The following is a 25,438-nucleotide window of genomic DNA, read 5'->3' as shown; positions in this document are numbered from 1 at the left end:
ACACCACGGCCGGGACCGCTGGGCAAACTCGGGGGCTGGGCCTTCCGCCGGCGGGGGAGAGTGCTGCTGGCGTGGGCCGTGGGCCTCGTCGTCGCTTTCGGGCTGTCGGCGGCTTTCAAGGGCGAATCCGTGAACGCCTCCTTCGCGCCGGGCTCGGATTCGGAGCAGGCACAGAGCCTGCTGGCAGAGCGGTTCCCGGCCCAGTCCGGCGACACGGTGCGGGTGGTGGTCCGGGCGGACGACGTCACCAGCGCCGACGTGCGACGTGACGTCGGCGCGCTGCTCGGCGAGCTGGGGCGCGTGCCGCACGTGGCGTCGGTCGACGATCCGTACGCCGTCAAGGGCTTCATCGCGCCCGACGGCCGGACGCTCGCCGCGCGCGTCTATCTCGATGTCACCAACCCCAACGACATGCCCGTCGAGGACACCGAACGGCTGCTGGCCGCCGCCAAGGGGGCCGAGCGCGGCGGGTTGGAGATCGCGCTCGGTGGACGGGAGGTGCAGGTCGCCGAGGCGACTCAGTCGGGATCCGAGATGATTGGCCTGCTCGCTGCTGCGGTGATCTTGCTGATCATGTTCGGGTCGGTGGTGGCGGCCGGGCTACCACTGGCCATGGCGATCGGCGCGCTGGCGGTGAGCGCCAGCCTGGTCGGCATCGTGGCGGCCGTGGTGGACGTGCCCGACTTCGCACCCGTCATCGGCATGGCGCTGGGCATCGCCCTGGGCATCGACTACGCGCTGCTGCTGGTAACCCGGTTCCGCGAATGGCGGGCGGTGGGACTCGACCCCGAGGCAGCGACCGTGGCGACCCTCGACACCGCCGGTCGTTCGGTCCTCGTGGCCGGCGGCACGGTCCTGGTGAGCATGTCGGGGCTGTTCGCGGTGAGCCTGTCCATCATGAACGGCACCGCCGTCGTCACCATGGTGGCGACCCTTGTCGTGGTGGTCGCTGCCATCACCCTGTTTCCCGCGCTGCTCGGCTACCTGGGGCAGCGGATCGACCGGCTCCGGGTGCCGCTGGGACGGCGTCGTGCCGCTCGGCTCACCGCCGACGGCCACCTGCTGCCAACCGCCGGCTGGACACGCTGGAGTGGGCTGGTGCGGCGGCACAAGGTGTTCGCCATCGTGGCGAGTGTCGCGGTGCTGCTGGTGTTGGCCGCGCCGTTCCTCGGTGTGCACTTCGGTCTGCCCGACGCGGGCAACGACCCCGAGGGCACGTCGAACCGGCGGGCGTACGACATGCTGGCCGGGGGCTTCGGCCCCGGCGAGAACGGGCCGTTGCTCGTCGTGGCGGAGGTACCGCCGGCCGACGGCGACGCGGCCCTCCAGCGGCTGCAAGCCGCACTCGGCGACACGGCGGGAGTCGCGGCGGTATCCCCGCCCCGGCTCAATCCGGCCGGTGACACCGCGCTGATCACCATCGTGCCCACCACCGGACCGCAGGAGGCCGCCACCGAGGACCTCGTCCAGCACCTGCGCGAGGAGGTGATCCCGGCCGCGACCAAGGGCACCGGCACAGCGGTGCACATCGGCGGGGCAACCGCAGCGGTGATCGACCTCAACATACTGATCGCCAACCGGCTCGCGCTGCTCATCGGCGGCGTTGTCCTCGTGTCGATGTTCCTCCTGCTGGTGGCGTTCCGCAGCATCATCATCGCCCTCACGGCTGCCGTGATGAACCTGCTGTCGGTGGCGGCGGCGTACGGGGTGGTGGCCTTCTTCCTCGAAGGCGGCTGGGCCGGCCGGCTGGTCGGCATCGACACCGCCACCCCGATGGCCGCGTTCGTCCCGCTCATCATGTTCGCGCTGCTGTTCGGCCTCTCCATGGACTACGAGGTCTTCCTGATCAGCCGGATGCGGGAGTCGTGGGTGCGTACCCGGGACAACAGCCGGGCCATCGTCACCGGACTGGCCAGCACCGGACAGGTGATCACCGCCGCCGCGGCCATCATGATCGTGGTCTTTGCCGCGATCGTCCCGAGTGACCAGGTCTTCATCAAGGTCTTCGGGCTGGGCATGGTCGCGGCGATCCTGGTGGACGCGACCGTCATCCGGCTGCTGCTCGTGCCGGCGGTCATGCACCTGCTCGGCCGTAGCAACTGGTGGCTACCGCGCGTCATGGAGCGCCACCTGCCCCAACTGCACGTCGAGGGAACACCCGACATCTTCCTGCGCCCCGGCGCCGACGCGGAACCGGTCCCGTCCCGATGAGGCAGGCGGATCATCCGTCCTGACCCGACCTGAAGGAGAAATGCTTTGCGAAAACTGTTCGCCGGCCTTGCGGCCCTGCTCATGCTGGCCGTCGTAGTGCAGTTCTACCTCGCGGCGAAGGGGGCCTTCAGCACCGCACCCAACGATGAGTCCTTCCGGCCGCATCGCGCGCTGGGGTACGTGATCTTCCTCTTGCCGGTCCTGATGGCGATCGTCGCCGCGTTGGCCCGGATGCCTGGCCGGCTCATCGGGATGGCCGCGCTGGTCGCCGGGTTGGCCGTTGTCCAAGTGGTGATCGTGGTGCTCGCGAAGGCGTTCAACGACACCGGCGACACCAGCACGACGGCCGGCCAGCTCGTCTTCGGCCTGCACGCGATCAACGGTCTGGCCATCTTCTCGGTGGCCGGGAACGTCGCCCGGAAGGCGAGAGCGCTGTCGAGGTCCGCGGTGACCGATCGGCAGGCCGGGGCGGGCAACACGGGGGTGGCCGGACCAGCGGCCGAAACGGCTCAGCCGGCATCATGACGACGGGTCAGTTGATCGTCGCGGACCACGTGGTCGCTCTGCTGAGCGTCGCCGCGTGGTCCGCGGCCGGCGCCACGACGGCCGCCCGCCGCGCCCGGCCCGCGCTCGGCCTCCTTGCGGCGGCCGTGCTCGTGACTCTCACCCGGGTGGCCACGGTGCTGCTGCTGGCCGGTCGGGGCTGGTGGTTCGCGCAGGAGAAACTGCTGCTGAACCTGCCGATGCTGACAGCCGCCGGGTCGGCCGCCGTCCTGATCGCCGGCCCGCGGCTACTCGCGGCCAGCCGCGAGTCGAAAGCCGGTGTACCCGCTGGCCGGGCATCGAGCGACGGGATACCGGCAAGCAGCGTGGTTCTGCTGCTTACCGCCGGATACGCGGCCCTGGCCGGGCTCGTGGTGACCTTCCTGGCCGGTCACCCCCTGACCTGGAGCACCGCACTGATCGCCTGTTCCGTCGTCTGCGCGGGCGCACTGTTGACCGCGCGGGTGGTGGCGGCACCGGTCGACACCACCGGCGGCGCCGCCCTCGCGCCCACCCCGGCATCGTCCGGAGAGCCCGGGCTGACGCGCCGCCGGTTCATCAGCTTCGCCGGGGGCAGCGCAATCGTGGTGGGTACCGGCACGAGCGGCGTCGGCCTGCTGTTCCTGCCGGCCGAACCCGACGACACCGGAGGTGCTCCCGCGGCCTCGTCCGGCTCCGGGCCGGCCGCGTCCGTGGTCGACCTGCTCGGGGCCGGCGCACCGGCCCCCGGCGGTACCAGGCGGCAGCACGTGCTCACCGCGCAGACCGCCACCGTACGACTCCCGTCCGGACACGAGATCCACGCCAGGCCGACAAGACCGATGCTTCCGCACGCGATCTGGACCTGACGCTTCCCGTGCACACCTTCGACGGCACCGTCGTGATCGCCGACCGGGACGGGCGTGCCGACCACCCCGCGCCGACCGGCGCCAAGGTGCGGTTGCGGCTGATCAACACCGACTCGGATCCACACCGGTTCGCGCTCGCCGGGGCGTCCTTCCGGCTGGCGGCCGTCGACGGCCGGGATCTCCACGAACCCGGCGAGATCAGCGCCGTCGGGCTCCGCCTGCCGGCCGGCGGACGGTACGACCTGGTCTTCGTCATGCCAGACACTCCGGTGACGCTCGTCCTCGACAACGACCACGCTGGCGGCCTCCGGCTGCGACCGGACGATCCCGCCGGTGCCGCCGTCGAGGGCCCGGCCGTCGAGGACACCGCCGGCTGGCCCGAACTCGACCTGCTGAGCTACGGAACGCCGGCCGCCGTGCCGTTCGATGCCCGTAGCCGCGCCGACCGTCGCTTCACGATGGTGCTGGACCGTGGCGTGGCCATGGTCGACGGCCGGCCGGCGTACGCGCACACGGTCAACGGGCGTGGTCACCCGTCGATCCCGGATCAGCTGGTGGCCGAGGGCGATCTCGTGCGCTTCACCGTGGTCAACCGGAGCCTGGAAACCCACCCCTGGCATCTGCACGGCCATCCCGTGCTGGTCCTGGCCCGGAACGGTACGCCCTCGACCGGCAGCCCGTTGTGGGTGGACACGTTCGACGCCCGCCCAGGGGAGGTGTGGGAGGTCGCGTTCAAGGCCACGAATCCCGGCATCTGGATGAACCACTGCCACAACCTGCCGCACGCCGATCAGGGCATGATGCTGCGGCTCCGCTACGACGGTGTCACCACGCCGTTCCACGGCTCGCACACCGCCCACCAACCCGCCACGCCGAAGCGCAACTGATGGTTGCGTCGTTGACGTGCGACCGCCGCAGACGTTCTCGTTCCGCTGGACGCACCCGACCGGTGAGGTCGCGGCGGCGGGCAACTCGCTGCTGGTCACCTTCGAACTGACCCCGTCAGGCGGCGGGACGCTGCTCAGGATGACCGAGACCGGCTTCCGCGAGATGGGCTGGGAAATCGCCGTCCTGGAGCAGCAGTACCAGGAACACGTCACCGGCTGGGATTTCTTCCTGTCGCGGCTGGCCCCGTACGCCGGGGCGCTGACGGTGCGGCCATGAACACCGCGCTGGCTGAGAACATCGACGACGACCTGTGGTCCGCGATCGGAGACCCTACCCGGCGTCGAATGCTCGATCTGCTGCTCATCGAGGGTGACGGCACCGCGACCACACTGAGCCAGCAGATGCCGGTCACCCGTCAGGCGGTCGCCAAGCACCTCGGCGTCCTCGACCGGGTCGGCCTGGTCCGGGCGACGCCGGCGGGGCGGGAGAAGCGATACCGGGTGGATGACGCCCAACTCGCCCGCGCGGTGGCCCAGCTGTCGTCGGTCGGATCGGCATGGGATGCCCGGCTGCAGCGGATCAAGCGAATCGCCGAGGCGATCCAGCGCAGCCAACAGGATTGACAACCAACGAGATCAAGGAAGGGTCGAGATGCGGCCGTCCGAGCGGGTGGTGTGGCGGGTTGTCGACGGTCCCGAGGAGTGGCTCGGGACCACGATCGGCTGGGATCTCCGCCAGGACGGCGACTACACCATCGTGCTGTTCAAGCACCAGGGGCTGGGCGGAACCGGTGGAGTTCATGCACCACTGCAGCACCAAGTGGGGCTCGTTCCTGATGAGCTTGAAGTCGCTGGTGGAGACCGGCGAGGGCGCACCGGCACCACGGGACGTGCAGATCAGCGACTGGCATTGAGTCGGGATCAGACCCCCGGCCAGGGCCGACTGGGGCGGTTCCGGAACTCGAACGCGTCGGCGTCTCCCGTTACACCCGCCTGCGGACCCAGCCGATGATCGCGGTCACGACGAACAGGATCGCCCCGATCACGAAGAGCCAGAACAGGCCCTTGACCACGAGTCCGATGATCACCAGGGCCAGCCACACCAGTAGCAGGGCAACGATCAGTGCGATCATGGGCGCCGGGTACCCCGTACGTGGCCGTGGAAACCCCGCGGGACCTGATTGCCGTGGCGTCATCGGCCCGCCGGGCGGTGGGGTGGGTGTACCGGGCCCGGCCACATCGCCGCCGTGCGGCCGCTGACGGCCCTGAGCCGCCGCGCCGCCCGAAGGTGCCGCTCGGCGTGCACCGCCGCCAGGTACAGGATCGGCGGCACGCCGGCCGGCGGCGCCGGCCGGATGACCGCCGCTACCTCGGACATCAGTTGGTCGGCCAACCGGCTGCGGGCCGGTTCGCGCAGCTTCGCCGACCGGTGCAGGAAGTGTCGCACCACCAGCGCCAGGTCGTCGTCCAGGCCGGCCAGGTCCAGCGTCGCGGCCCATCCCATCAGGGCGGGCGGCAGCACCGGGTAGCGCCCCCAACGGGCGACGGACCGGTCGTGGATGACCAGCGTGCCGGCGGCGTAGTCGCCCAGCCGCTTGGCCTGCGGGCTGACCGCCATCGTCCAGATGCTGGCCAGCCAGGTGAGCGGCGGCGCGATCAGGCCGGGCCACTCCACGGCCGCGCTGACCAGTCCCCGGGTGGCGGCCTGCCGGAACCGGATCGGCCCGCCGTCGTCGCGGACGACCCGCAGCCCGAGCGCGAGCTTGCCGAGGGTCCGGCCGCCGGTCAGCGCCTCCATGGTCACCGGGTAGCCGACGACCACCAGCGCCACGACCAGGACCATGGCGGCCTTGTAGAGCTCGCCGTCGAACACGACCACCCCGGCCACCTCCAGCAGGAGCAGCAGGAGAGGCGCGGTCGACGCGAGCACGAAGAGAAGCACGACCTGCACGACCAGGTCGACCAGTCGGGCCAGCATCCTGGAGCCGAGCTGCGCCACCGGCAGGTGCAGGCTGACCGCGTCCCCGGTGACGAACCGGACGGTGCCGCCCGCCGGGGGCGGCGCGGTGGGCGATGACGGCGCGGCGTCGGCGGGTACGGCCGGAGTGGCGTCGAGGGTCACCGCGACAGTCTGACCGACCGGTAGTCTCTGCGGGGGCCGCCCCCGGGCCGGCCGTGGGGTCGGCGCCGGAGCGCTTTGTCGAATACCACCCCCAGGGAGCCGTCGTGGACGTGGACGCGTTCGCCGCCGAACACGGGGCGGAGTGGCAGCGGCTGCGTACGCTGCTGAGCCGGCCGCGGCGCAAGCTGACCGCGGCCGAGGTGGACGAGCTGGTGATGCTCTACCGCCGGGCGGCCACCCACCTGTCGATCGTGCAGAGTCGCTCGCCCGACCCCGAGCTGACCACCGCGCTCACCCGCCTGGTGCTCGCCGCGCGGGCCGCGGTGACGCCGTCCACCGGTTTCCGCTGGGCCGGCGTGGGCCGCTTCTTCACCACCGCGTTTCCGCTCGAGATCTACCGTGCCGGGCGGTGGTGTGCCGGCACCGGAGTGGCGTTCGTGGCGCTCAGCGTGCTGCTCATCGCCATCGTGGCCGGTAACCCGCAGATCCCGCTGCAGGTCATGTCGCAGGACGAGATCGCGTCCCTGGTGGAGCGTGACTTCGAGGCGTACTACAGCAGCGCGCCCGCGCAAAATTTCGGCTTCGCGGTGTGGACCAACAACGCCTGGGTCTCCGCGATCTGCCTTGCCTCCGGGGTGATCGTGCTCCCGGCCCTGTACGTGTTGTGGCAGAACGCGCTCAATCTCGGGCTCGTCGGCGGGGTGATGGTCGGCAACGGCCGCACCGACCTGTTCCTCAGCCTGTTACTGGTGCATGGGCTGCTCGAACTGACCTGCGTCTTCGTGGCGGCCGGGGTGGGGCTGCGGATCGGCTGGTCGTGGCTGGCGCCGGGGCCGCTGCGTACCCGGGGGCAGGCGGTCGCCGCCGCCGGCCGGTCCGGTCTGGTGGTCGCCCTGGGTCTGGTTCCGGTGCTGCTCGTCAGCGGCATCATCGAGGCGTTCGTCACCCCGTCACCGCTACCCGCCGCGGTGAAGCTGGTGATCGGCACGCTGGCCTGGCTCGGCTTCCTCGCCTACGTGGTGGTGTGCGGCGGCATCGCGCACCGGGCCGGCCAGACCGCCGATGTGGATGCCGCCGACCGGGAGGCCGTCGCACCCACCGTGTGAAGCGGTTACAGGCGGCCCGCCGCCTTGAGGTCGAGGTACCGGTCGGCTACGGCCGAGGCGAACGTCTCCACCGGCGCCTCCACCACGTGCACGCCGTGCCGGGTCAGCGCCCGCCGTACCCGGTCGGTCTCGTCCAGGGTCCGCTCCGCGGCGGCGGCCGTGTAGAGCTGCGTCAGCCCGTCGCGGCCGGCGGCGAGAGCCGGCACCGAGGGGTCGCTGACCGCCGCCACCAGCACGGTGTGCTTCGCGACGAGTTGCGCGACCACCGGCAGCAGGCCCTCGCCGAGCGCCCCGGGGTCGAGGGCGGTGAAAATGACGACCAGCGCCCGTTTACGTTCGGTTCGCAACACCTCGGCGGCGACCCGGCTGAAGTCGGTCTCCACCAGCGACGGCTGCAGCGCCGCCATCGCCCGGGTCAGCCGGTCCAGGGCGGCCCGCTTGTGCGTCCCGGCCACCGTGACGCGTACCTGGCTGTCCACGGCGAGCAGGTCGACCCGATCGTCGGCGTGCGAGGCGAGCACGGCGAGCAGCAACGCCGCGTCGATCGCCGCGTCCAGGCGTGGCTCGCCGGGCGGCTCCGGCACCGCCTCGGTCGGGGCGGTGGCGACCCGGCCCGCGCTGGTCCGCCCGGTGTCGACCACGCAGAGAATCCGCCGGTCCCGCTCCGGTCGCCAGGTCCGCACCACGACATGCCCGCTGCGGGCGGTGCCCCGCCAGTCGATGGAGCGTACGTCGTCGCCGACCACGTACTCGCGCAGCGAGTCGAACTCGGTGCCCTGGCCGCGTCCCCGGGTCACCACCTGACCGTCGATGACCCGCAGCCGGGACAGCTTCTCCGGCAGGAACTTCCGCGCGGTGAACGGCGGCAGCACGGTCAGCGCCCACGGTGGCGTGAGCCGGGCCGCGCGCCGCTGTGAGGTCTGCCGGAAGGCCAGCCCGAACGGCCCGTACGAGCGCACGGTCACCCGGGCCGCCGGCCGGTCGCCCCGTCGGGTCGGCGTCAACCGGGCGGTCAACTCCGCGGACACGCCGGGATCCAGCTCCACGACGTGGGCGTACGGCTCGCCGGCGCCGGCCGAGGGCACCCAGGCGTCCCGCACCAGCCCGCGCAGCGTACGCAGGGACGTGTTGGTGATCGTCAGCGTCACCTCGGCCGTCTCGCCGAGGCGCACCTGCCGGTCGCCGGCGCGGGCCAGCCGCACGTCGCCGGGCGGTGCCGCGATCAGCCAGTCCAGCCCGGTGGCCAGCAGCACCACCCCGGCCGCGCCGGCCAGCCCCAGCCACATCCCGGCCGGGTCGAGCAGCATCGCGCCGCCCGCCAGCACGACTCCGCCGAGCAGCCCGAGCAGCGCCGGTACTCGCCAGGTCAGCATGGTTCACCCGTCACCGCGGTGCCGGAACGGTGTGCAGCAGGCCTTCCAGGACGACGTCGGCGGTGGCACCCTCAAGCTGCGCGTCGTGGCGTACCCGGATCCGGTGCCGCAGCGCCGGCCGGGCCACGCCCTTGACGTCGTCGGGGGTGACGTAGCTGCGCCCGCCCAGCCAGGCGGCCGCCTTCGCCGCGTTGAGCAGCGCGGTCGCGCCCCGTGGCGAGGCGCCCAGCTCCAGCGAGGGCGCGGACCGGGTGGCCCGGCACAGGTCCACCATGTACGCGAGCACCACGTCGGCCACCTGCACCCGCCGGACCGCCCGCCGGGCAGCCGCGAGATCATCCGGGGTGGCCACCGGTCGCACCCCGGCAGCGACCAGGTCGCGTGGGTCGAAGCCGTGGTGGTGAGCCCGCAGCACCCCGAACTCCTCGTCCCGCGACGGCAGCGGCACGGTGAGTTTGAACAGGAACCGGTCGAGCTGCGCCTCAGGCAGCGGGTAGGTTCCCTCGTACTCGACCGGGTTCTGGGTGGCCGCCACCAGGAACGGATCGGGCAACGGGCGGGGCGTGCCCTCGACGGAGACCTGCCGTTCCTCCATCGCCTCCAGCAGCGCCGCCTGCGTCTTGGGCGGCGTGCGGTTGATCTCGTCGGCGAGCAGCAGGTTGGTGAAGATCGGCCCCTCGCGGAACTCGAAGCCGGTGGTCCGGGCATTGAACACCAGCGACCCGGTCACGTCGCCCGGCATCAGGTCGGGGGTGAACTGGAGGCGCTTCGACTCCAGCGACAACGCCGCCGCGAGGGTCCGCACCAGCAGCGTCTTGGCCACCCCGGGCACGCCCTCCAGCAGCACGTGGCCCTGGCAGAGCAGGGCGATGAGCAGCCCGGTGACCGTGCCGTCCTGGCCCACCACCGCCTTGCCGACCTCGGCGCGCAGCCGGCCGAGGGCCTGCCGGGCGGCGGCCTCGTCATCGGCGGGTGGGGCGGCGGCGCCGGGGATCGTGGTTTCTGTCATGCCAGTTCCTTCGGGTGACGGTCGGACCGGGGGGTGGTCCGTGTGACGGTGTCGACCAGGGCGTCCAACCGGGCCACCGCGACGGTGAGATCGTCGTCTGTGGCCGGTTCGGCGGGATACAGGATGGCGTGCACCTCGGCGGGCGGCTGGCCGGACCGCTCGGCCAACCGGCCGATGAAGCTGTCCAGGTCGCGCCCGACGAACGCGGCGGCGTCGGTGCCCGGCGGCACCGGGCCGACCACCGGAGCGAGCCGACGCAGCGCGGCTGTTCGGACCGCGTCCCACGCGGTGGCGCGGGCGGAGACGCGCCGGTAGAGCCGGCCCCGCCCGGTGACGATCTCGGTGGCCGGCACCAGCACCGGCAACGGCTCGGCGACCGGCGGCCCGAGTCGGCGGGCGCGAACCAGCACGATCAGTAGGCCGAGGGCGGCCAGCAGCACCAGCCCGGCCGGCAGCACCGGCGGGAACGCCGACAGCAGCGAGTCGCCCTCGTCGCCGGAGCGGTGCGGCTGCCGGTAGTGGGGCAGCGGCGGCGCCTTGAGCGGAACCGGTTCCCGGACGTGCACGTCCACCCAGACCACCTGGTCGGTTGCGGACAGCAGGCCGGTGGCGAGAGCGGCGTTGCCCGTCTCGCCGATCCGGCCGTTGCGGAACGGGTCCGTCGAACCGACCGCGATCAGTTCCCCGCTGCCGGTGGACATCGCGACCAGGCCCCCGTGGTAGCAGCTGTACGTCTCGCCCTCGGCCCCCTCGTAGAAGGACCGGAACACCGCTGCCGCGCCGGCCGTCCGGGCGACCTGGGCGGAGCAGTCCGGGTCGACGGTGTCAGTCGCCCAACGTGGATATCCGGGGTAGAAGCCGGTGAACATCGAGGCCTTGAGCCCGGGACGGACCAGCACCACCCGGTGCCGGTTCTCGGTCAGGTCGACCAGGAACCGCGGGTCGACCAGATCCGGGGCCGGCACGAACACGGTGGTCGGTTTGCCGCCGGCCAGTAGTTCCCGGGCCTGGGCCGAACTGGTCGCGCGGCGCACCGTGACACCCCGCTCCGCGAGCAGCCCGGCAAGCCGGCTGGATCCGTCCCGGCCGGTGCCGGTGGGGGAGAGGGTGCCCGGATCGCCGAGGTCGGGTTCCTCCACGCTGTGGGCGACGCCGGTCACCAGGTAGAGCAGCACCAGCAGGCCGAACGGGATGGCCAGGCGGTGCCAGCGGCGGGGCCGTCGCGGGCGCGTCGGCCGGTCGGTGAGGGGCGTGGCCGTAGCGGCCGGGGCGGGGGTGGTCACCGGCTGACCTCCGCGGGAGACGGGCCGGCCGGCTCGCCGGGCTGCCGGGCGGCCGGTTCGGCGTCGAGGAGAGCGCGGACCTGCTCCGCCCAGCCGCGCATCGCGCCGTCGTCCTCGACGGTGGCCGGGCGGAGGCCGTACCAGATCTCGGAGAACAGGCCGGACGCGGCGCGCAGCGGCGTGGCGACCGGCGGGTGGGCCCGGCCGGCCGCCGAGGCCAGTTCGGTGACCGTCCAGCCGGGGACTGTGGCGATCACCTGCCGTTCGATCAGGTCCCGCACCATGGCACGCAGCCGTTCGCGGACCGCTTCCTTGAAGCGCCCCGCGGCGGCCAACTGGTCGGCGCTGAGCTCCAGCACGGCCGCCGGCAGATCCGGCAACTGTTCCTCGGCCAACTCAGGAGTGTGCGTGGGCGCGGTCCGCCGCCGGCGCCATGGCCACCGGAACCGGAACCGCAGCCGGCCCAACCGGAACCGGCGTCGGCCCGATCGCCGGCCGGGCCGCTTCCGGTCGCGGTTGCGGCCGCGCCGGCTCCGACCTGAGCGGCGGGTCGGCAGCCAGGCTGGCCACCAATACCACAGCGCGGCGACCAGCAGGGTGGCCAGGAACGACAGGATCACCAGCATCGGCACCCCGCCGGGCACGACGTCGGCCAGGCGGGCGATGAACTCGTTCCACCAGCGGGCGGTCACCGCGGCACCACCAGCGCGGCATCGCAGGAGACCCGGCGGCTCAGCGCCCGCCGCAGACCCAGATCCAGTCCTTCGGTACGCATCCGCAGATCCAGGTGGAGCACGGTGTCCAAGCAGGCCAGCGTCGGGTACGCGAGGGTGTTGACCATCAGCCAGGCCGCCCCGGTGGCGAGATGATCCCGCTCGGCGGTGCCGGTGTTCAGGAACAGGCCGAGGGCGGCCCACCCGGCCACGCCGGTGGCCAGCCGGATGAACAGCCAGGACAGGTAGCCGAGCAGCCGGACCCAACCGGCCCGCAACCCGCGCCGAACCGACAGCGACAGCGACCGCAGCAGCGCCCGCCCCGGCCCCAGCTGATCGATGACCAGCGCGGGCATGGCCAGCCCGAGCAGCAGGAAGACCACCGGCCCGGCGACCACCGTGGCGCCGGCCACCGTGGCGAACAGGCCGATGCCCAGCGCGAGCAGTGCGGCCCGGCCCACCGGCACCGGTCGCGCCGGGGCGGCGGCGCCGAGCAGCGCCCGCGGCCCGGCGCCGGAGGTGACCGCGCCCAGTGCGGCGATGCCGGCCATCTCGGTGCCGAACCCGACCAGCAGCAGGAGCGCGTACCAGCCCCACCGTTGCTCGTGCGGAAAGACCAGGTAGGTCACGTCGGCGGCCTGGCGGAGCGGAAACAGGACGACCTGTTCGAGCAGGGCGACCAGGAAACCCATGCCGAGCAGCACCCGGGCCCGGGTACGCAGCAGCGTGGTGGCGGCGTCGAGCAGCTCGCCGATGGTCATCGGCCGCAACGGCAAGGCGCCTGGCGTCGTGGCTGACTGGCGCAAAGCATCCCCCGTCGAGCGGCGATCGGCCGCCTATCCTGGCACGCCGGGCGACATCGACGCGACCCCGAGGTGGCGGCACGCGACCCCCCGGTGGCGCGATGAGTAGCGAGAGGCCACAAGGGATGGCGTGTGTCCGATCATGGACCGCTATGCGACGTTTCGTTTGGCTACTATGAGCGGGGTCCCGATCGCGGGGGCCGGTCCGATGGACGTCGGCCTCGGGAAAGGTGCGCGTGATGCCGTCCGCCCGCCATCAGTCGCCGAGCCTCGTACGATCGAGGCTGATCGCCTCGTTGAACGTGCAACCGCACGCGCTCGGCCTGGTCGTCGCCCCCGCCGGGTCCGGCAAGACCACCCTGCTCGCCCAGTACGCGGCCAGCGTGACCGGGCCGGTGTGCTGGTTGCGTACCGTGCCGTCGGACGCGGACCCGGCGCTGGTGTCCCGCCGGATGGACGCGGCGCTGCCCGACGGCGACGACGGGCTGCTGGTCGTCGACGACCTGCACCTGATCGAGAGTTCACCGGGGGAGTCCGCGCTGCTGGACCGGGCGCTCGCCCTGACCCGGGCGGGCATCCGGGTGCTGATCGGCACCCGTCGCGCCCCGTCGCTGATCCTGGCCCGGCACGAGTTCGCCGACAGCGTCGTCATCGACGCCGAACAGCTGCGCTTCCGCGCCTGGGAGGTCGAACGGCTGCTGCGGGACGTCTACCGGGAGCCGCTGCCCGCCGACGACGTGGCGGCCCTGGCCCGTCGACTCGGGGGATGGGCGGCCGGCCTGCAGCTCTACCACCTCTCCACCCGGGGCCAACCGTTGCCCGACCGGCGTCGCGCCGTGGCCTCGCTGGCCATGCGCCCGGTGCTGGCTCGGGACTATCTCACCCGTACGGTCCTGGCGGAACTGGCGCCGTCCCTGCGTCGGTTCCTCGTCCGCACCTGCGTGTTCGAGGTCCTCACCGCCGAGCGCTGCGATCGGCTGCTGGGCTCCGGCGACGCGCAGGCCGCGTTGGAGGAGCTGGAACGCCGGCAGGCGTTCACCGTCTCCCACGACGGTGGCCGCTCGTTCGCGTACCACGAGGTGTTGCGCGCCTACCTGACCACGGCGTTGCTCGAAGAGCTGGGGGAGGCCGAGGCTCGGGCCTGGCACGCCCGCGCCGGGCGGCTGCTCGCCGAGGAGGGCGCAGTTCTGGAGGCCGCTCGGTGCTTCGCCCGGGCCCAGCAGTGGCCCGAGGTGCACCGGCTGCTCGACGCCGCCGGCAGCGCCGTCGCCGTGCGGGGCCTCGAGACGTGGTCCGACCTGCTGCCGGGCTGGTTCATCGCCGAGGACCCGTGGCTGGTGCTGGCCGACGCCCAACACCGGATCAACGAGGGGCAGTTGGCGGCGGCGGTGCCGCTGTTGCGCCGCGCCGAGGAGATGTTCGGCGGCGGGCCGGGTGCGGCGCGGTGCCGGTCGCTGCGCGCCGACGTGACGGCCTGGCTGCCCGACGGCCCGCACTGGCGCGGGCACTGGTCCGGCTGGCTGCGCACCGCCACCCGCCGGCACCCGATGGTCGTCGTCGGGGAGGCGGAGCGGCTGACCGGTGCCGAGGACGCCCTGGTCCGCGCGGGCGCGCTGCTGTTGGCCGGCCACGTCGCCGAGGCGCTGCGCGTCCTGGACCGGCCGGCGCCCACCGACGCCGGCCTGGTCGGCCACGCCGGCCGGCTGCTGCGCGCCGCTGTCGCGTTGACCGGCGGAGACCCGCAGGCGCCCGCCGCGGTCGCCGACGCCGGCCTGGCCGCCGACCGCGCGGGCCTGCCATGGCTGGCCCGGCTCGCCCGAGCGGTGCCCGCCCTGGCCGGAACGGAGACCGACCTCAAGGAGGCCGACGCCGTCGCGGAGGAGTGCGACCGGCTGGGGGACCGGTGGGGCGGGCTGCTCGCGGCCGGCTGCGCCGCGCTGGCCCGCTCGCTGCGAGGCGGGCCGGAGCCGGCGGAGGCGGGCCGGCTGCTCGACCGGGCCCGCGAGGTGGACAGCGGGGTGCTCGCCGCCTGGGCGCAGTCCCTGCTCGCCCTGGCTGCCGTGCGCGCCCGACTGCCCGACGCCGAGGTCGAGGTCCGTCGGGCGGAGGGCACCGCCCGGGCCGCCGGGGTGCCCGGTGCCCGGGTCCTGGCCCTGGCCGGGGGTGTGCCCCCGGGACCTGGCCGGGCAGGGGCGCAGGCCGCCGTGCACATCGCCGCCGAGCAGGCCGGGCTGCCCCGGGCGGCGGCGACCGCCTGGCTCACCCCGGAGGCCCGGCCGTCGCCCGCCACGCCGGAGACCGCTCCGCTGACCGTACGCTGCTTCGGCGGCTTCCAGGTTTGCCTGCACGGAGAGCCGCTGGACTGGTCACCGCTGCGCCCCCGGGCCCGGGCGGTGGCCCGGATCCTCGCCATGCAAGCCGGCCGCGCGGTGCACCGCGACCGGCTCCTCACCGCGCTCTGGCCGGACACCGACCCGGCGACGGCCACCCGGACCCTGCACGTCGCCCTGTCCAGCCTGCGCCGATTCCTCGACGCCCGCCTGCCCGCCGGCGACGGGGCACGGCTGCTGCACCGCGACGGGGACGCGTACCTGCTGGCCCTGCCCGCGGACGCGTGGTGTGACGTCACCCAGTTTCGGCGGGCGCTGGAACGGGCGTTCCGGCACGGGTCCACCCGCGATCTCCGGGCGCTGGACGACCTGCGGGTGGCGGTGGCCGCGTACACCGGGGAACTGCTGCCGGAGGACGGCCCGGCGGAGTGGGTGGTGGCCGAGCGGGAGGCGCTGCGCCGGCAGGCGGCGGATGCGGCCGCCCGGCTCGCCGAGGCCGCCCTGCACGGGTTCGTCCGGCCCGAGGCCGGCCCGGCCGAGTCGGCGGCGGCGATGGCTGCCCGCTGCGTCGAGATCGACCCGTGCCACGACGCCGGCTGGCGGCTGCTGATCGCCGCGCACGAGCGGGCGGGCAACGCCGCCGCCGCCGAGTACGCCCGCCGCCGGTACGCCGACGTGCTCGTCTCCCTCGGCCTGGACCCGTCCCTGGTCGCGGCCGATCCGCCGCCCGCCCCGGTCAGCGTCGACCGAAGAATTCCGCTTCCCCGATCGCGACCGACGGGATCAGCCCGGGCCCGTACGTCGAGCGGACCACCAGCCTGATCCGCACCACGTTCGACGCCGCGACGTCGAAATGCTGTTCCCCGGGCTCGTCGCGCAGTTCGATGTCGCTCTTCTTCTGCTTCCCGTCGGCGTCGACGGTGACCACCGTCAGGCCGCGGGGCCGCCCGGCAGCGAGGAACGCCTGCCGCCGTGGGCTGACGCCGGGGGTGATCACCACGGTGAGTAGCCGCACGGGCTCTTCGAACCGCCCCTCCACCCAGGCGTCAACGGCGTTCCCGTTCGGCGCCCAGTAGCGGTTGTTCGCCCCGTCGACCAACCGGGCCGCCCCAGCACCGGGCGCCGCCGACGACGCGGTCACCGACGCCGGGACCAGCGGCACCGGGTCCTGGGTGCGGTCCCGCACCGCCTCCACCGCCCGCCGCGCCAGGGGCGGCCCGACGACGGCCAGCACCGCGAGCAGGCAGACGGCGAGCACGATCAGCAGGGTGCGGCGGGCCGCCCGAACGGCGCGGCGCTCCTCGCGCAGCGAACGGCGGCGGGGCGCCCGGCGGCGCAAGCGTTCCCACCACCGCTGCCACCAGGCCCGCTGCGGCGCGGGCTCGCCCGGGGTGGCCAGTTGCGCCCCGCACGACCGGCAGAACCGCCGGCCCGGGGCGTTGTCCCGGCCGCAGGCCGGGCAGACCGGTCGGGGCTCCGCCGAACGGGACGGGGAGTCGACCGGTCCCACCGGCGCCGGGTCGTCGGGCAGCTGCCCACGCCGGTCAGGCGACCCGGGCTGGCGAGGAGCGGGCTGGGCGTCCTCGCCGGCTGGGTCGGCCGGGTCGCGGCCGTCGCCGGGCCGGCGGGGCGGCACGTCCGGGGCGGCCTCGCCGGTGGCCGCCACCGGGTCGACCGGCGCGCGGGTGGCCACAGCCGGCGGGCGTTCGTCGGCTGAGCCCGTCCGCGGCCGTTCGCCAGCATCGGCCGGCCGCGTCGGCGGCGTACCGGCACCCGCGTCCCAGCGCAGGAATTCGCCGCAGGTACCGCAGAACTGGTCGTCGTCGCCGTTCGTCGCGCCACAATCCGCGCAGATGATCATGGCTGGATCTCCAGGGTCAGCCGAACGTGGGCCGGCAGGGCGGACGCGAGAACCTGGCGCACCAGCACCTCGTCGACCTCCCCGTGGACCCGCACCCGAACCTCCGGCGCCTCGTCGGGCGGCGGCGCGTCGGTCGGCGTCGTCGAGCAGGTCACCCCACCGCTGTCGGTGACCTCCACCCGCGCCCCGGTCGCGACCTGCAACGCCAGCGCGACACCGCGGGCCGTGCCGCGCCAGCGATGCACCTCGACGGCGTGCCGGACCAACTCCCGGCGTACGTCCGGCGGCCGGTCCCCGTCCACGGGCGCGGCCACCCAGCCGGCCAGCCAGTCCACGAAATCCGGTGGGGCCAACCCCAGGTCGAAGTAGGCGTCGAGGCAGTCGAGCGTCAGCAGGACCGGCGCCAGCACCTCGTCCAGCCCGGCGGTGAACCGCTGCGCGAAGTCGTCCTCCAGATACACCGCGGGCAGCTGCTGCCCGATCGGGTGCGGGCTGACCAGCCCCGGTACGGAACCTCGCATGATCCCCTCCTGACCTCGGCTCAGCCGGTGACCCGCACCTGATGGCCGTACGAGAAGGCGAGCGCGTTGACGCCGAGCTCAAGGCGCTGCACGGCCTCACCCCGCTCCCCGGTGGTCGGATCCGCCCCGAACAACCGGACGTCCTCCACCAGGTCCACCCCGTTGACGCGCTGCAACACCGCGTGCAGCTCGCCCGACTGGACCGGCCGACCGAACGGCCATCCGGCGCCGTCGGGGCCACCGCGGACCGGGTCCAGGTAGTCGTAGAGCGCGCGCAGCGCCCGGCGGCGCAGGTCGGCGGCCGACCCGCCGCCCCGGGACCGGGCCCGGACCTGGGCGACCACCGTCACCCCCTGATAGAAGGGCGGCTCCACCAGCACCCGGGCACCCACGCAGCGGCGCTCGTCGAGAAACGCCCGGATCCGTTCGAGGGTCTCCTCTCGGGGCCGCAGCGCGGCGAACCGGGCCGCGTCGTCGTCCGCGTCCGCGTGCTCGCCCAGCGCGGGCACGACCAGCACCCGCACCGCCGTCGAGCCGTCACCGGCCGGCACGCACCGCACCCGCAGCGCCTCCGGCGCGGCCTGTCGGGCGAGCTGCTCGTAGTCGTCGGCGGTGACCGCCCGCTCCCGGGTCCGCAGTGTCAGCGGCCCCCGCACCGACGTCTCGGCCAGCGACTCGCCGTCCACCCCACCCGTCGCCGCCGCCCGGTTGGTCACGGTCGACACGAACGGCACCGGGTCACGCAGCACGGTCAGCGTGCGGGCGGCCACGTTGCCCGGCCGCCCGCCACCGGTCCGGTACGCCGGAATCCGGATCGCCGCACCCTTCGGCGGCACCGCCCCGTACCGGCGTACCGTGCCGTCGGGCTGTCGCACAGCGGGCCCGAAGCTGACCTCCCCGCCGGCCCGGTCCACGCACACGTGCCGGTCCTCGGGCCCGGAATCGGCGAAGCTGGCCACCTCCCGCCACGTCTGCCACCCCTCGGCGGTGCCCACTTCGATCTCGACCGTGCCGTCGGCGGCCACGATCGGCGCCCGCTGCACTGTGAACCGCTGGCCGGGCACCCCCTCCGACGCGCCCAGGGTTTCCCCGGCGATCAGCTCCGCGTGGCAGGCCGCCACCGTCCCGCCGATGGTGGCCGCCTCGGCCCTACCCAACCGGGGCGGAGCGTGGAAGAACGGCTGCCCGGGGGCGGGCTCGCGCAGCCGACAACGCAACCAGCCGGCGCGGTGGCGGGCCACCGCCGACGCGACGTGGCCCGCCGGCACGTGCAGCACCACCTCACCGGCCCGGTTCAGCGCACCCGTGGTGTCCCGCTCCACCGCGCACTCCGCCCAGCCACCGTCCGTCCACGCCTCCCAGGCCAGCGGCGGATTCGTCGGGTCCACACCGCGCCCGGCGACCGCCCAGTCCATGGTGAGCAGCACCGCGCAGCCGGGCACCGGACCGTCCAGACCGAACAGCACGGCGTCGCCGGCCGCCGGCGGGTCGGCGAACGCCGGCACCCGGTCCGCGCCGCCCAGGTCGCCCGTGCGATCCGTCGGCTGGCCCCCGGCCGGCACGGTCACCACCCGTACCAGCCGGCACGGCGGCACGGTCAGCTCGCGCAGCGTCTCGAACGTGACCGGCTCGACGTTCTCCGCCCGCACCGTCGCCACGTGCGTGCCCGCCGGCACGACCACCGGCGCGTCGCGCGGCGCGGACAGCCAGAACGTCACGTCCGTCGAGGCCACGGCCGGCGGGAACGGGGTGACGCCGAGCAGGTCGAGGAACTTCACGTAATGCCGGTCCGGCACCCGGTTGAGCCGGTAGAGCAGCTGGTCGACCAGGTATGCGAACGTCTCGATCAGGGTCACCCCCGGGTCGGAGACGTTGTGGTCGGTCCACTCCGGGCAGCGCCGCTGCACCAGGCGTTTCGCGTCGTCCACCAGATCCTGGAAGCGGCGGTCGTCGAGGTGAGGCGCGGGCAGGGCCATCATGGGGCTCCGGGGTCGTGCGCGGGAATGACGTAGAACGGGAAGACCAGGTTGCGCGGGTCGTTGTCCTGGCGTAGCCGGTAGCGGATGTCGATGTGCAGCTCCCCGTCGGCGGCGTTGGCGAAGTCGACCAGCACATCGTCCAGCTCGATGCGCGGCTCCCACCGCTCCAACGCCAGGCGCACCTGGTACGCCACCTGACCGGCGGTGGACGGGTCGGCGGGGGCGAACGCCAGCTCGTGGATCGCACACCCGAACTCGGGGCGGCCCGGCCGCTCGCCGGGCGCGGTGGCGAGGATCAGCCGGATGCTCTCCACCACCTCGCGGTCCCCGCGCACCAGCGCGATCCCGCCGGTCGGGCCCGTCCGCAGCGGAAACGCCCACCCGGCGCCGACAAAATCCGCGACCATCGCCCTCAACCGCCGATCAGCACGGTCGGGCAGCCGGCGATGATCGGCGCCCCGCAACCGGCGAGGTCACCGAGGCGGGCGGCGGGTTGGCCGCCGATGAGCACCGTCGGGCAGCCGGGCGGCAGCAGGACCGACGGCGGGTGCGGCGGGATGCCCGGGAACGAGCAGGCGTGCAGGGTGCCCACCGTCGCGGCGGGCTGCCCGCCGATCAGCACGGTGGGCACCCCGGGACCGCCGACCGCACCCGGGTGGGCGGTCGGGTCGCCGACGCGAGCGGCTGGTGGCACGGCAGCCTCCTTCGGTTGACCTCAGTTGATCCGGACGACAGCGCCGCGCACGGTCACCGGGCCGCCGGCGGTCAGCTCCGCCCCGCCCTGCCCGGCGACCTTCACCGTCGCACCCTCCACGGACGCGCCGGCCGAGCCGCGTACGCCCACCCGGCCCTGTGCCTCGATCCCGACATCGCCCTTCGCCGAGACCGTGACCTGCTGCCCGGCCAGCTCCAACGGCCCGGAACCGGCGTCCAGGCTGATCCCGTTCTGCGCCCGGACGCTCACCTTCCCGTCGCTGACGATCTCCACCTGCCCGCCGGCGCGGTCCAGCCGCAGGGTGAACCTCCGGTCCCCCGTGGCCAGCAGCACCCCGTCGGGGCCGCTGCCGGCCTCCAACAGCTCGAGACGGTGGCCGGTGCGGGACACCAGCGCCCGCGCGGCGATCCGGCCGCTGCTGCCGTCCACCGGGTCGGTGTCCAGCTTGGGCGGCGCATCGGTGCCGTTGTGCAGCCCACCCAGGACGTACGCGGCGTCCAGGTTGCCGCCGGTGAACCCGACTAGCACCTCGTCGCCCACCTCCGGCAGCAGCACCGCCCCCCGGTCCGCGCCCGCCCCCGGCTGCACCACCCGCGCCCAGCCGGTGGTGTACGTCTCGTCCAGCCACGGCAGGGTGAGCCGGACCCGGCCCAGCCGCTCCGGATCCTTCACGTCGCTGACCACCGCCGGAACCAGCCCGTCGCCGGCCCGCTCCGCGCGTCCCGCGCCCGCGGTCAACCCGTACAGCGAACGGTCCGAGCGGCCGGAGACGGTGAACGCCGTGGTGTAGCCGGCCTGCTCGCTGAACACGTGCCGGGTGCTCGTCAGCACGTACCTGCCCTGGAAGGGCTCGCCGACGTTCGCCAACGCCACCGCCGCGCCCGCGCGCAGCCGGGCGTTGCCCTTCGCCACCCCCTCGATCTCGGCGCAGCCGCCGCCCAGGTCGCCGGCGAGCGCCCCGGCCACCGCCCGGACCGCGGCGTCCGAACCTAGCGTCGGATCCGCAACCAGGTACGGCGGGCCGCCCATCTGCTCGCCCAGCGCGGCCGGGTCCACGCCGACGCCCTCCGCGCCCGGCACCCTCGGCCTCGCGGTGGCGCTGACCGCCCGCTTGGTGGCCGGATCCCAGCCGCGCGCCCCCACCTCCGGCACCTGCGCGGTGGCGGTGACCCCAGCTCGCAGGGCGACCAGGTTCCGGTTCACCTCCAGCACCAGCGGATCCTGGCTGGCCCGCGCGGACGGGTCCGGCGCCCCGGCCGGCGGCTCGGGCATCCGCAGGTGCAGCTCCCCGTCCAGCACCAGCACCTGCGCGCCGACCAGCTCCGCGAGCCGGTGCAGGAACGCCCAGTCGCTGACGTTGTCCTGGCTCAGCTGCGCCTCCGGCCCGCCGCCGACACCGGTCACCGGGTCGATCCGGCCCGCCTTCAACCCGGCCCGCTGGGCCACCTTCCGCACGATGTCTGGCACGCTCATCCCCGGGTACGCGGCCACCCGCCGCCCCCGCAGCAGTCGGTGCGCCAGGTCCAGGCCGCGTACCTCCGTGAACGAGCCGGTGCCGTCCAACTCGTACTCCAGGGCGGTGACCTCGCCGGTGAGCAGCGGCGCGGGACCGCCCGGGTCGGACGTCTGCACGCTCAGCCGCACCGGGGCGCCGATGGCGAACCCGCCCTTGGCCAACACCGTCCGGTCCGGGTCCCGGTAGCGCAGCACGAACCGGTCGGGCAGGTTACGGCTGTCGTCCACCGCCGCGTACGTCAGCAGCGACGCGACCTGCGCGGGCAGCGGGCTGCCGCCCACCTCGACGAGGAGGGCGTTGGCGAACTGCTCATTGGCCACGGGCACCGTCCGGGCCGGTCAGCTCCTCCGGGGCGGGCACCAGCAGGGCGGTGCCGGGGCGCAGCCGCATCGGGTCGTCGATGTCGTTGGCCTCGGCGATCCGCCGCCAGAGCCCCGACCGCCCGTACGCGCGGTAGGCCACCGAGTGCAGGGTGTCCCCGGCGACGACGACGTGGATGTCCCGCGCGGCCAACGCCCCCGAGGTCGGGTTCTGCCCCGGCTGCTCGCCGGAGATCTCCTCCAGCGCGACCGTGCACAGCGCCCGCACCGGCGTGCCGCCCGGGGTGAACAACGTGTATTTGGCGCTGACGCTGGCCACGAAGGAGGGGAAGCCGACCATGCCGCCCCAGTGGAACACCACCCACGGCGGCGAGCCCTTCTTCTGCTGCCGGCTGGCGTCGGTCGGCACGCAGCACGCGAACAGCTCCTCGACCCGCTTCACCACCGAGCTGTCCATCGTGTCGGTGGCGTCGAAAAACATCTCCAGGGACAGCTTGCACGGGTCCGCACCGGTGAACTCCGGCACGCCGCTCTTCTGGGCGTTGCGCTGCGCGTCCCGCTTCCATTTGGCGGTCTTCGTCAGCGCCAGCTCCTTCGGGTTGAACTGGAACGGGATGCGACCCAGCTCCGGCCCGGGGGAGGCGGTGCCGCCGTTGCGGGGCGGCTCGTGCAGCTGCAGGTACGCGTGCGTCAACTGCGGCGGGGCCCCGCCGCCCGAGCCGGCGGGGCTGCCGGCGGCGGTGAACGTGACCGGGGAGGCGCTCACGCCCTCACCCCCCGGTCCCGGGGCCGAAGAAGCCGTGGTGGGCCAGCTCCAGCGTCTCCACCGCGACCTTCGGGTTGTCCGGGCTCAGCTGCGGCCCGGTCCAGCGCACCGGAATGACGTCCAGCAGGCCCCACCGGGCGATCACCGTGCCCTCCAGGGTGCGCGCCTCGATGGTCGCGGTCTTGCGGGTGATCCCGCTGGCCATGCCGGAGAACCAGCGCATCAGCTTGGCGCTGTCCGCCGTGACCGGTCGGGAAAGCTTGACGTTGGAGAACTTCATCCGGGTGGGCAGCTGCCAGATGTGCCCGTTGTTGCCGCCCTCCTCCCGCTGCTCGACGACCACCTCGCAGCCCAACCCGTCGCAGGTGTTGAACGCGCCGAGATCCTGATCGTCGATCTTCACGACGAAGGCGATCGCGACGGCGACCTCGTCCTTGGCCATCCCATCCCTCCCTGGTCGGCGCGGCTGCTGGCTGTGGTTCCGTTCATCACCCCGGCCCACCGAGCACCCCGTGCCGCTCCCGGTCGAGGCGCAGCTCGGTCTTCAACCGGCGCAGCAGCGGGTCGTACAGCTTCTTCAGCAGCTCCTCCGGCTCCAGCCCGCCCGCCGCGCTCCCCGGCGTGCCCGGGGCCGCCGGCCCGCCCGCCGGCGTCGGCTCACCGGCCGGTGGCGGTGCAACGGCCGTGGGCGGACCGGGCACGTCGGCCGGCGGCGGGCCCGGTGCGTCGGCCGGCGGCGGCGCGTCGTCAGACTCGGCCCGCTGCACGACGGGGCCGGGCGGTTCCCGGCCCGGCGCGATCGCCGCCGGTTCCGGCAACCCACCGAGGTACGCCAACGGCGCGCCCCCGCCCGCGCCGGGTGTCGCACCGAGCCCGCTCGCACCGGTCGGCGGGTCCCCACCCGCGTCGGTTCGCGGGTCGAGCCCGCCCACGCCGGCTGACTGCGTGGGCAGTGCCCCCACCCAGCGCTGGACCGGCGCGGGCCTGTCACTACCGGCCACGACAGCCGGGCCGGTGGTCAACTCGGGTGAGTCCGCGCGCGGGCCCGGCCACGACGGGTGCGGCTCGGCTATGGCGACCGGCGCGGCGGCAGCCGGTACTGGCGTCTCGTCGCGCGGCCAGGTCACCCGCTGCACGCTCGGGCCGGTCGGCGCGGGCGCGACGGGCAGGTCTCCGGTCAGTGGCCGTATCGGGCGGTCGCCGACCAGCCGCGCCACGACCAGGGGCGGGGGAGCGGGCCCCTCGTCCCCGCCCGCCGAGGCCCCGTGGGCGTCCGGATTGTCGCCGTACCCGCCGACCAGGTCGGCCGTGCCGTCCCCGTCGCCCGCGATGGGGTCGGCTGCGGCGACCGAATGGCCGGTTCCGCTGCCGGTTGGCTCGATCGGCGGCACCGCTGCCGGATGGTGCCCGGTCGCCGGTGCCGGCAGGCGGGACACCACCGGCAGGCCGGGACCGTCCGTCCCCGGATCGCCGGTCGGGTCCGCGCCTCGGGCACCGGGGATGTCCGCCGCACGGCCACTGTCCGGGTTACCGTCCGACGCCGTGACAATGCCCGACCGCAGGGTGTCGCCCTCGGGCGTACGCCCGGCTGTCGTGCCGGTGAGCGGCAGGTCACCGACCAGCGGCCCGGCGGACTCGAACTCGCCGTGTGGCCGTGCGGGGTCGACGGCGGGAACATCGGCGGCGAGGCGGGAGACGACGACCTCGCCGAGCAGCCCGGCCTGGCCGCCCTCAGTCGTGGCTTCCGCCGGAGCACCGCCGTTGTGCTGCTGGCCGGCGTCGGGCTCGGCGGCGGCCAGCTCGGCGGCTCCGCTCGATGGCCGGTGAACCAGGGCCGGGCTGTCGTCCCCGGCCGGGAGACGTTGCACGGGCGGGGCGACGGGCGGACCGGGGGAGTCGCGGGTGGCCGGCGCCGGGGCCTCGGGCGGCGGGAGCAGCGGCGAGACGATGGGTTCGCCCAGACCGAGCCGACGGTGCGGCCTGGGAGCGTTCGCCGCGAGCCGCTGCACGGGCAGGTCCGGCGCGGACCACCCGATGCCGGCGGCCGGCCCGGCGAGCCCCACGGGCGGTGGCTCGGGCCGCGCCTCGTTCGGGCCGCCGGCCTCGGCCGACGTCGGCATCGAATTGTCCTGGCCCAGAGTCGGTGCCTGCGGCGCGTCACCGGAGCCGATCGCATCGGTGTCGAGGGCCCGCCGAGCGATGTCGGCCGCCGGGTCGCCGGGATCGGACAGTCCGGTTTCGACGGCCCGCTGGACGGTGTCGGCCGCCAGATCGCCGGGATCGGACAGTTCGGTTTCGACGGCCGGCTGGGCGTTGTCAGCGGGCGGATGGACGGCGGGCACACGCAGCTCGACCGGCGGCGGGGGCGCGGCCAGCAGCCGGCTGACCGACACCGGCTCCACCGGCACCGGTCGGCTGGCCGGCACGGGCTGAGCCGGCACCGGTCGGCTGGCCGGCACGGGCTGAGCCGGCACCGGTCGGCTGGCCGGCACGGGCTGAGCCGGCACCGGTCGGCTGGCCGGCACGGGCTGC

Annotated in this window: 22 protein-coding genes and 3 pseudogenes; 9 read left to right on the top strand and 16 right to left on the bottom strand. The window is 74.3% G+C overall.

All coding sequences use genetic code 11. The annotated features are described in order from the left end of the window. Positions 1–129 precede the first annotated feature (129 nt). From ABZ671_RS13670 to ABZ671_RS13640, 7 genes and pseudogenes are all read left to right on the top strand, one after another. Positions 130–2,211 (top strand): MMPL family transporter, encoded by a 2,082-nt coding sequence (locus tag ABZ671_RS13670; protein WP_357856332.1) that lies wholly within the window; start codon positions 130–132, stop codon positions 2,209–2,211. Between the two features lie 45 nt (positions 2,212–2,256). Next, the gene (locus ABZ671_RS13665) at positions 2,257–2,736 is read left to right on the top strand and encodes a DUF6220 domain-containing protein (protein WP_357856329.1); all 480 of its coding nucleotides are present in this window, start codon (positions 2,257–2,259) and stop codon (positions 2,734–2,736) included. Further along, positions 2,733–3,602, top strand: a complete 870-nt coding sequence (locus tag ABZ671_RS13660; RefSeq protein WP_357856326.1) for a hypothetical protein — start codon at positions 2,733–2,735, stop codon at positions 3,600–3,602. Before ABZ671_RS13665 ends, ABZ671_RS13660 begins: the two co-directional genes overlap by 4 nt. An 8-nt stretch (positions 3,603–3,610) precedes the next feature. Next, positions 3,611–4,489, top strand: a complete 879-nt coding sequence (locus ABZ671_RS13655; protein ID WP_357856323.1) for a multicopper oxidase domain-containing protein — start codon at positions 3,611–3,613, stop codon at positions 4,487–4,489. Positions 4,490–4,508: 19 nt separating this feature from the next. Further along, positions 4,509–4,766 (top strand): annotated as a pseudogene (locus ABZ671_RS13650) (SRPBCC domain-containing protein); the annotation flags it as partial. Then, positions 4,763–5,113 (top strand): metalloregulator ArsR/SmtB family transcription factor, encoded by a 351-nt coding sequence (locus ABZ671_RS13645; protein ID WP_357856320.1) that lies wholly within the window; start codon positions 4,763–4,765, stop codon positions 5,111–5,113. The pseudogene ABZ671_RS13650 and the gene ABZ671_RS13645, both read left to right, overlap by 4 nt. Positions 5,114–5,138: 25 nt before the next feature. Next, positions 5,139–5,403 (top strand): annotated as a pseudogene (locus ABZ671_RS13640) (SRPBCC domain-containing protein); the annotation flags it as partial. A 69-nt stretch (positions 5,404–5,472) separates the two neighbouring features. Here the strand turns inward: ABZ671_RS13640 and ABZ671_RS13635 are convergent. Both ABZ671_RS13635 and ABZ671_RS13630 read right to left on the bottom strand, forming a co-directional pair. Then, positions 5,473–5,622, bottom strand: coding sequence for a hypothetical protein (locus tag ABZ671_RS13635; RefSeq protein ID WP_357856317.1), 150 nt, complete (start codon positions 5,620–5,622; stop codon positions 5,473–5,475). A 59-nt stretch (positions 5,623–5,681) separates the two neighbouring features. After that, positions 5,682–6,611, bottom strand: coding sequence for an RDD family protein (locus tag ABZ671_RS13630; RefSeq protein WP_357856314.1), 930 nt, complete (start codon positions 6,609–6,611; stop codon positions 5,682–5,684). Between the two features lie 104 nt (positions 6,612–6,715). On the opposite strand from ABZ671_RS13630, the gene ABZ671_RS13625 reads away from it, so the two are divergent. Beyond that, positions 6,716–7,717 carry a stage II sporulation protein M gene (locus ABZ671_RS13625; RefSeq protein ID WP_357856311.1) on the top strand — a complete coding sequence of 334 codons (1,002 nt, stop codon included), beginning with the start codon at positions 6,716–6,718 and terminating at the stop codon, positions 7,715–7,717. Positions 7,718–7,722: 5 nt separating this feature from the next. Here the strand turns inward: ABZ671_RS13625 and ABZ671_RS13620 are convergent, their stop codons facing one another. The 5 genes from ABZ671_RS13620 to ABZ671_RS13600 are packed head-to-tail and all read right to left on the bottom strand — an operon-like array spanning position 7,723 to position 12,856. After that, a complete protein-coding gene (locus tag ABZ671_RS13620; RefSeq protein WP_357856308.1) occupies positions 7,723–9,090 on the bottom strand; it encodes a DUF58 domain-containing protein in 1,368 nt (455 codons plus the stop codon). Positions 9,091–9,100: 10 nt separating this feature from the next. Further along, complete coding sequence (locus ABZ671_RS13615) at positions 9,101–10,099, bottom strand: MoxR family ATPase (RefSeq protein ID WP_357856305.1); 999 nt, start codon at positions 10,097–10,099, stop codon at positions 9,101–9,103. Next, on the bottom strand, positions 10,096–11,382 hold the full coding sequence (locus ABZ671_RS13610) for a DUF4350 domain-containing protein (protein WP_357856302.1): 1,287 nt from the start codon (positions 11,380–11,382) through the stop codon (positions 10,096–10,098). The genes ABZ671_RS13615 and ABZ671_RS13610 overlap by 4 nt, the downstream gene beginning before the upstream one ends. Beyond that, a complete protein-coding gene (locus tag ABZ671_RS13605; protein WP_357856299.1) occupies positions 11,379–12,074 on the bottom strand; it encodes a DUF4129 domain-containing protein in 696 nt (231 codons plus the stop codon). Before ABZ671_RS13605 ends, ABZ671_RS13610 begins: the two co-directional genes overlap by 4 nt. Continuing rightward, positions 12,071–12,856, bottom strand: coding sequence for a hypothetical protein (locus tag ABZ671_RS13600; protein ID WP_357856296.1), 786 nt, complete (start codon positions 12,854–12,856; stop codon positions 12,071–12,073). Before ABZ671_RS13600 ends, ABZ671_RS13605 begins: the two co-directional genes overlap by 4 nt. Before the next feature lie 281 nt (positions 12,857–13,137). Here ABZ671_RS13600 and ABZ671_RS13595 point away from each other — a divergent pair, with 281 nt between their 5' ends. After that, positions 13,138–16,050 carry a BTAD domain-containing putative transcriptional regulator gene (locus ABZ671_RS13595; protein WP_357856293.1) on the top strand — a complete coding sequence of 971 codons (2,913 nt, stop codon included), beginning with the start codon at positions 13,138–13,140 and terminating at the stop codon, positions 16,048–16,050. Here ABZ671_RS13595 and ABZ671_RS13590 read toward each other — a convergent pair. The 9 genes and pseudogenes from ABZ671_RS13590 to ABZ671_RS13550 form a co-directional block, all read right to left on the bottom strand. Continuing rightward, complete coding sequence (locus ABZ671_RS13590; protein ID WP_357856290.1) at positions 15,965–17,089, bottom strand: zinc-ribbon domain-containing protein; 1,125 nt, start codon at positions 17,087–17,089, stop codon at positions 15,965–15,967. The two genes, ABZ671_RS13595 and ABZ671_RS13590, sit on opposite strands and share 86 nt — an antisense overlap. Continuing rightward, on the bottom strand, positions 17,086–17,610 hold the full coding sequence (locus ABZ671_RS13585) for a phage tail protein (RefSeq protein WP_357856287.1): 525 nt from the start codon (positions 17,608–17,610) through the stop codon (positions 17,086–17,088). The genes ABZ671_RS13590 and ABZ671_RS13585 overlap by 4 nt, the downstream gene beginning before the upstream one ends. A gap of 20 nt (positions 17,611–17,630) precedes the next feature. Further along, positions 17,631–19,589: a putative baseplate assembly protein gene (locus ABZ671_RS13580; protein ID WP_357856284.1), complete on the bottom strand. Its 1,959-nt coding sequence runs from the start codon at positions 19,587–19,589 to the stop codon at positions 17,631–17,633. Then, positions 19,586–19,996 (bottom strand): GPW/gp25 family protein, encoded by a 411-nt coding sequence (locus ABZ671_RS13575; protein WP_357856281.1) that lies wholly within the window; start codon positions 19,994–19,996, stop codon positions 19,586–19,588. The genes ABZ671_RS13580 and ABZ671_RS13575 overlap by 4 nt, the downstream gene beginning before the upstream one ends. A gap of 5 nt (positions 19,997–20,001) precedes the next feature. Beyond that, complete coding sequence (locus ABZ671_RS13570) at positions 20,002–20,283, bottom strand: PAAR domain-containing protein (protein WP_357856278.1); 282 nt, start codon at positions 20,281–20,283, stop codon at positions 20,002–20,004. 21 nt (positions 20,284–20,304) lie between these two features. Next, on the bottom strand, positions 20,305–22,140 hold the full coding sequence (locus ABZ671_RS13565; RefSeq protein WP_357856275.1) for a VgrG-related protein: 1,836 nt from the start codon (positions 22,138–22,140) through the stop codon (positions 20,305–20,307). Continuing rightward, positions 22,130–22,906, bottom strand: coding sequence for a LysM peptidoglycan-binding domain-containing protein (locus ABZ671_RS13560; protein ID WP_357856272.1), 777 nt, complete (start codon positions 22,904–22,906; stop codon positions 22,130–22,132). The genes ABZ671_RS13565 and ABZ671_RS13560 overlap by 11 nt, the downstream gene beginning before the upstream one ends. A gap of 4 nt (positions 22,907–22,910) precedes the next feature. Further along, the gene (locus ABZ671_RS13555; RefSeq protein WP_357856268.1) at positions 22,911–23,348 is read right to left on the bottom strand and encodes a phage tail protein; all 438 of its coding nucleotides are present in this window, start codon (positions 23,346–23,348) and stop codon (positions 22,911–22,913) included. A gap of 46 nt (positions 23,349–23,394) precedes the next feature. Beyond that, positions 23,395–25,438, bottom strand: a pseudogene (locus tag ABZ671_RS13550) (hypothetical protein); the annotation flags it as partial.

The sequence above is a fragment of the Micromonospora sp. NPDC006766 genome, from assembly GCF_040636055.1.
Classification (GTDB): Bacteria; Actinomycetota; Actinomycetes; order Mycobacteriales; family Micromonosporaceae; genus Micromonospora.
This window is presented reverse-complemented; position numbering and strand designations above follow the sequence as displayed.

Bases quoted from the DNA above. Each gene is read 5' to 3' on its own strand.
- ABZ671_RS13590 (WP_357856290.1), bottom strand. From the start codon at position 17,089: ATGATCATCTGCGCGGATTGTGGCGCGACGAACGGCGACGACGACCAG.
- ABZ671_RS13615 (WP_357856305.1), bottom strand. From the start codon at position 10,099: ATGACAGAAACCACGATCCCCGGCGCCGCCGCCCCACCCGCCGATGAC.
- ABZ671_RS13645 (WP_357856320.1), top strand. From the start codon at position 4,763: ATGAACACCGCGCTGGCTGAGAACATCGACGACGACCTGTGGTCCGCG.
- ABZ671_RS13555 (WP_357856268.1), bottom strand. From the start codon at position 23,348: ATGGCCAAGGACGAGGTCGCCGTCGCGATCGCCTTCGTCGTGAAGATC.
- ABZ671_RS13580 (WP_357856284.1), bottom strand. From the start codon at position 19,589: ATGATGGCCCTGCCCGCGCCTCACCTCGACGACCGCCGCTTCCAGGAT.
- ABZ671_RS13595 (WP_357856293.1), top strand. From the start codon at position 13,138: ATGCCGTCCGCCCGCCATCAGTCGCCGAGCCTCGTACGATCGAGGCTG.
- ABZ671_RS13620 (WP_357856308.1), bottom strand. From the start codon at position 9,090: ATGCTGACCTGGCGAGTACCGGCGCTGCTCGGGCTGCTCGGCGGAGTC.
- ABZ671_RS13635 (WP_357856317.1), bottom strand. From the start codon at position 5,622: ATGATCGCACTGATCGTTGCCCTGCTACTGGTGTGGCTGGCCCTGGTG.
- ABZ671_RS13600 (WP_357856296.1), bottom strand. From the start codon at position 12,856: ATGACCATCGGCGAGCTGCTCGACGCCGCCACCACGCTGCTGCGTACC.
- ABZ671_RS13585 (WP_357856287.1), bottom strand. From the start codon at position 17,610: ATGCGAGGTTCCGTACCGGGGCTGGTCAGCCCGCACCCGATCGGGCAG.
- ABZ671_RS13660 (WP_357856326.1), top strand. From the start codon at position 2,733: ATGACGACGGGTCAGTTGATCGTCGCGGACCACGTGGTCGCTCTGCTG.
- ABZ671_RS13575 (WP_357856281.1), bottom strand. From the start codon at position 19,996: ATGGTCGCGGATTTTGTCGGCGCCGGGTGGGCGTTTCCGCTGCGGACG.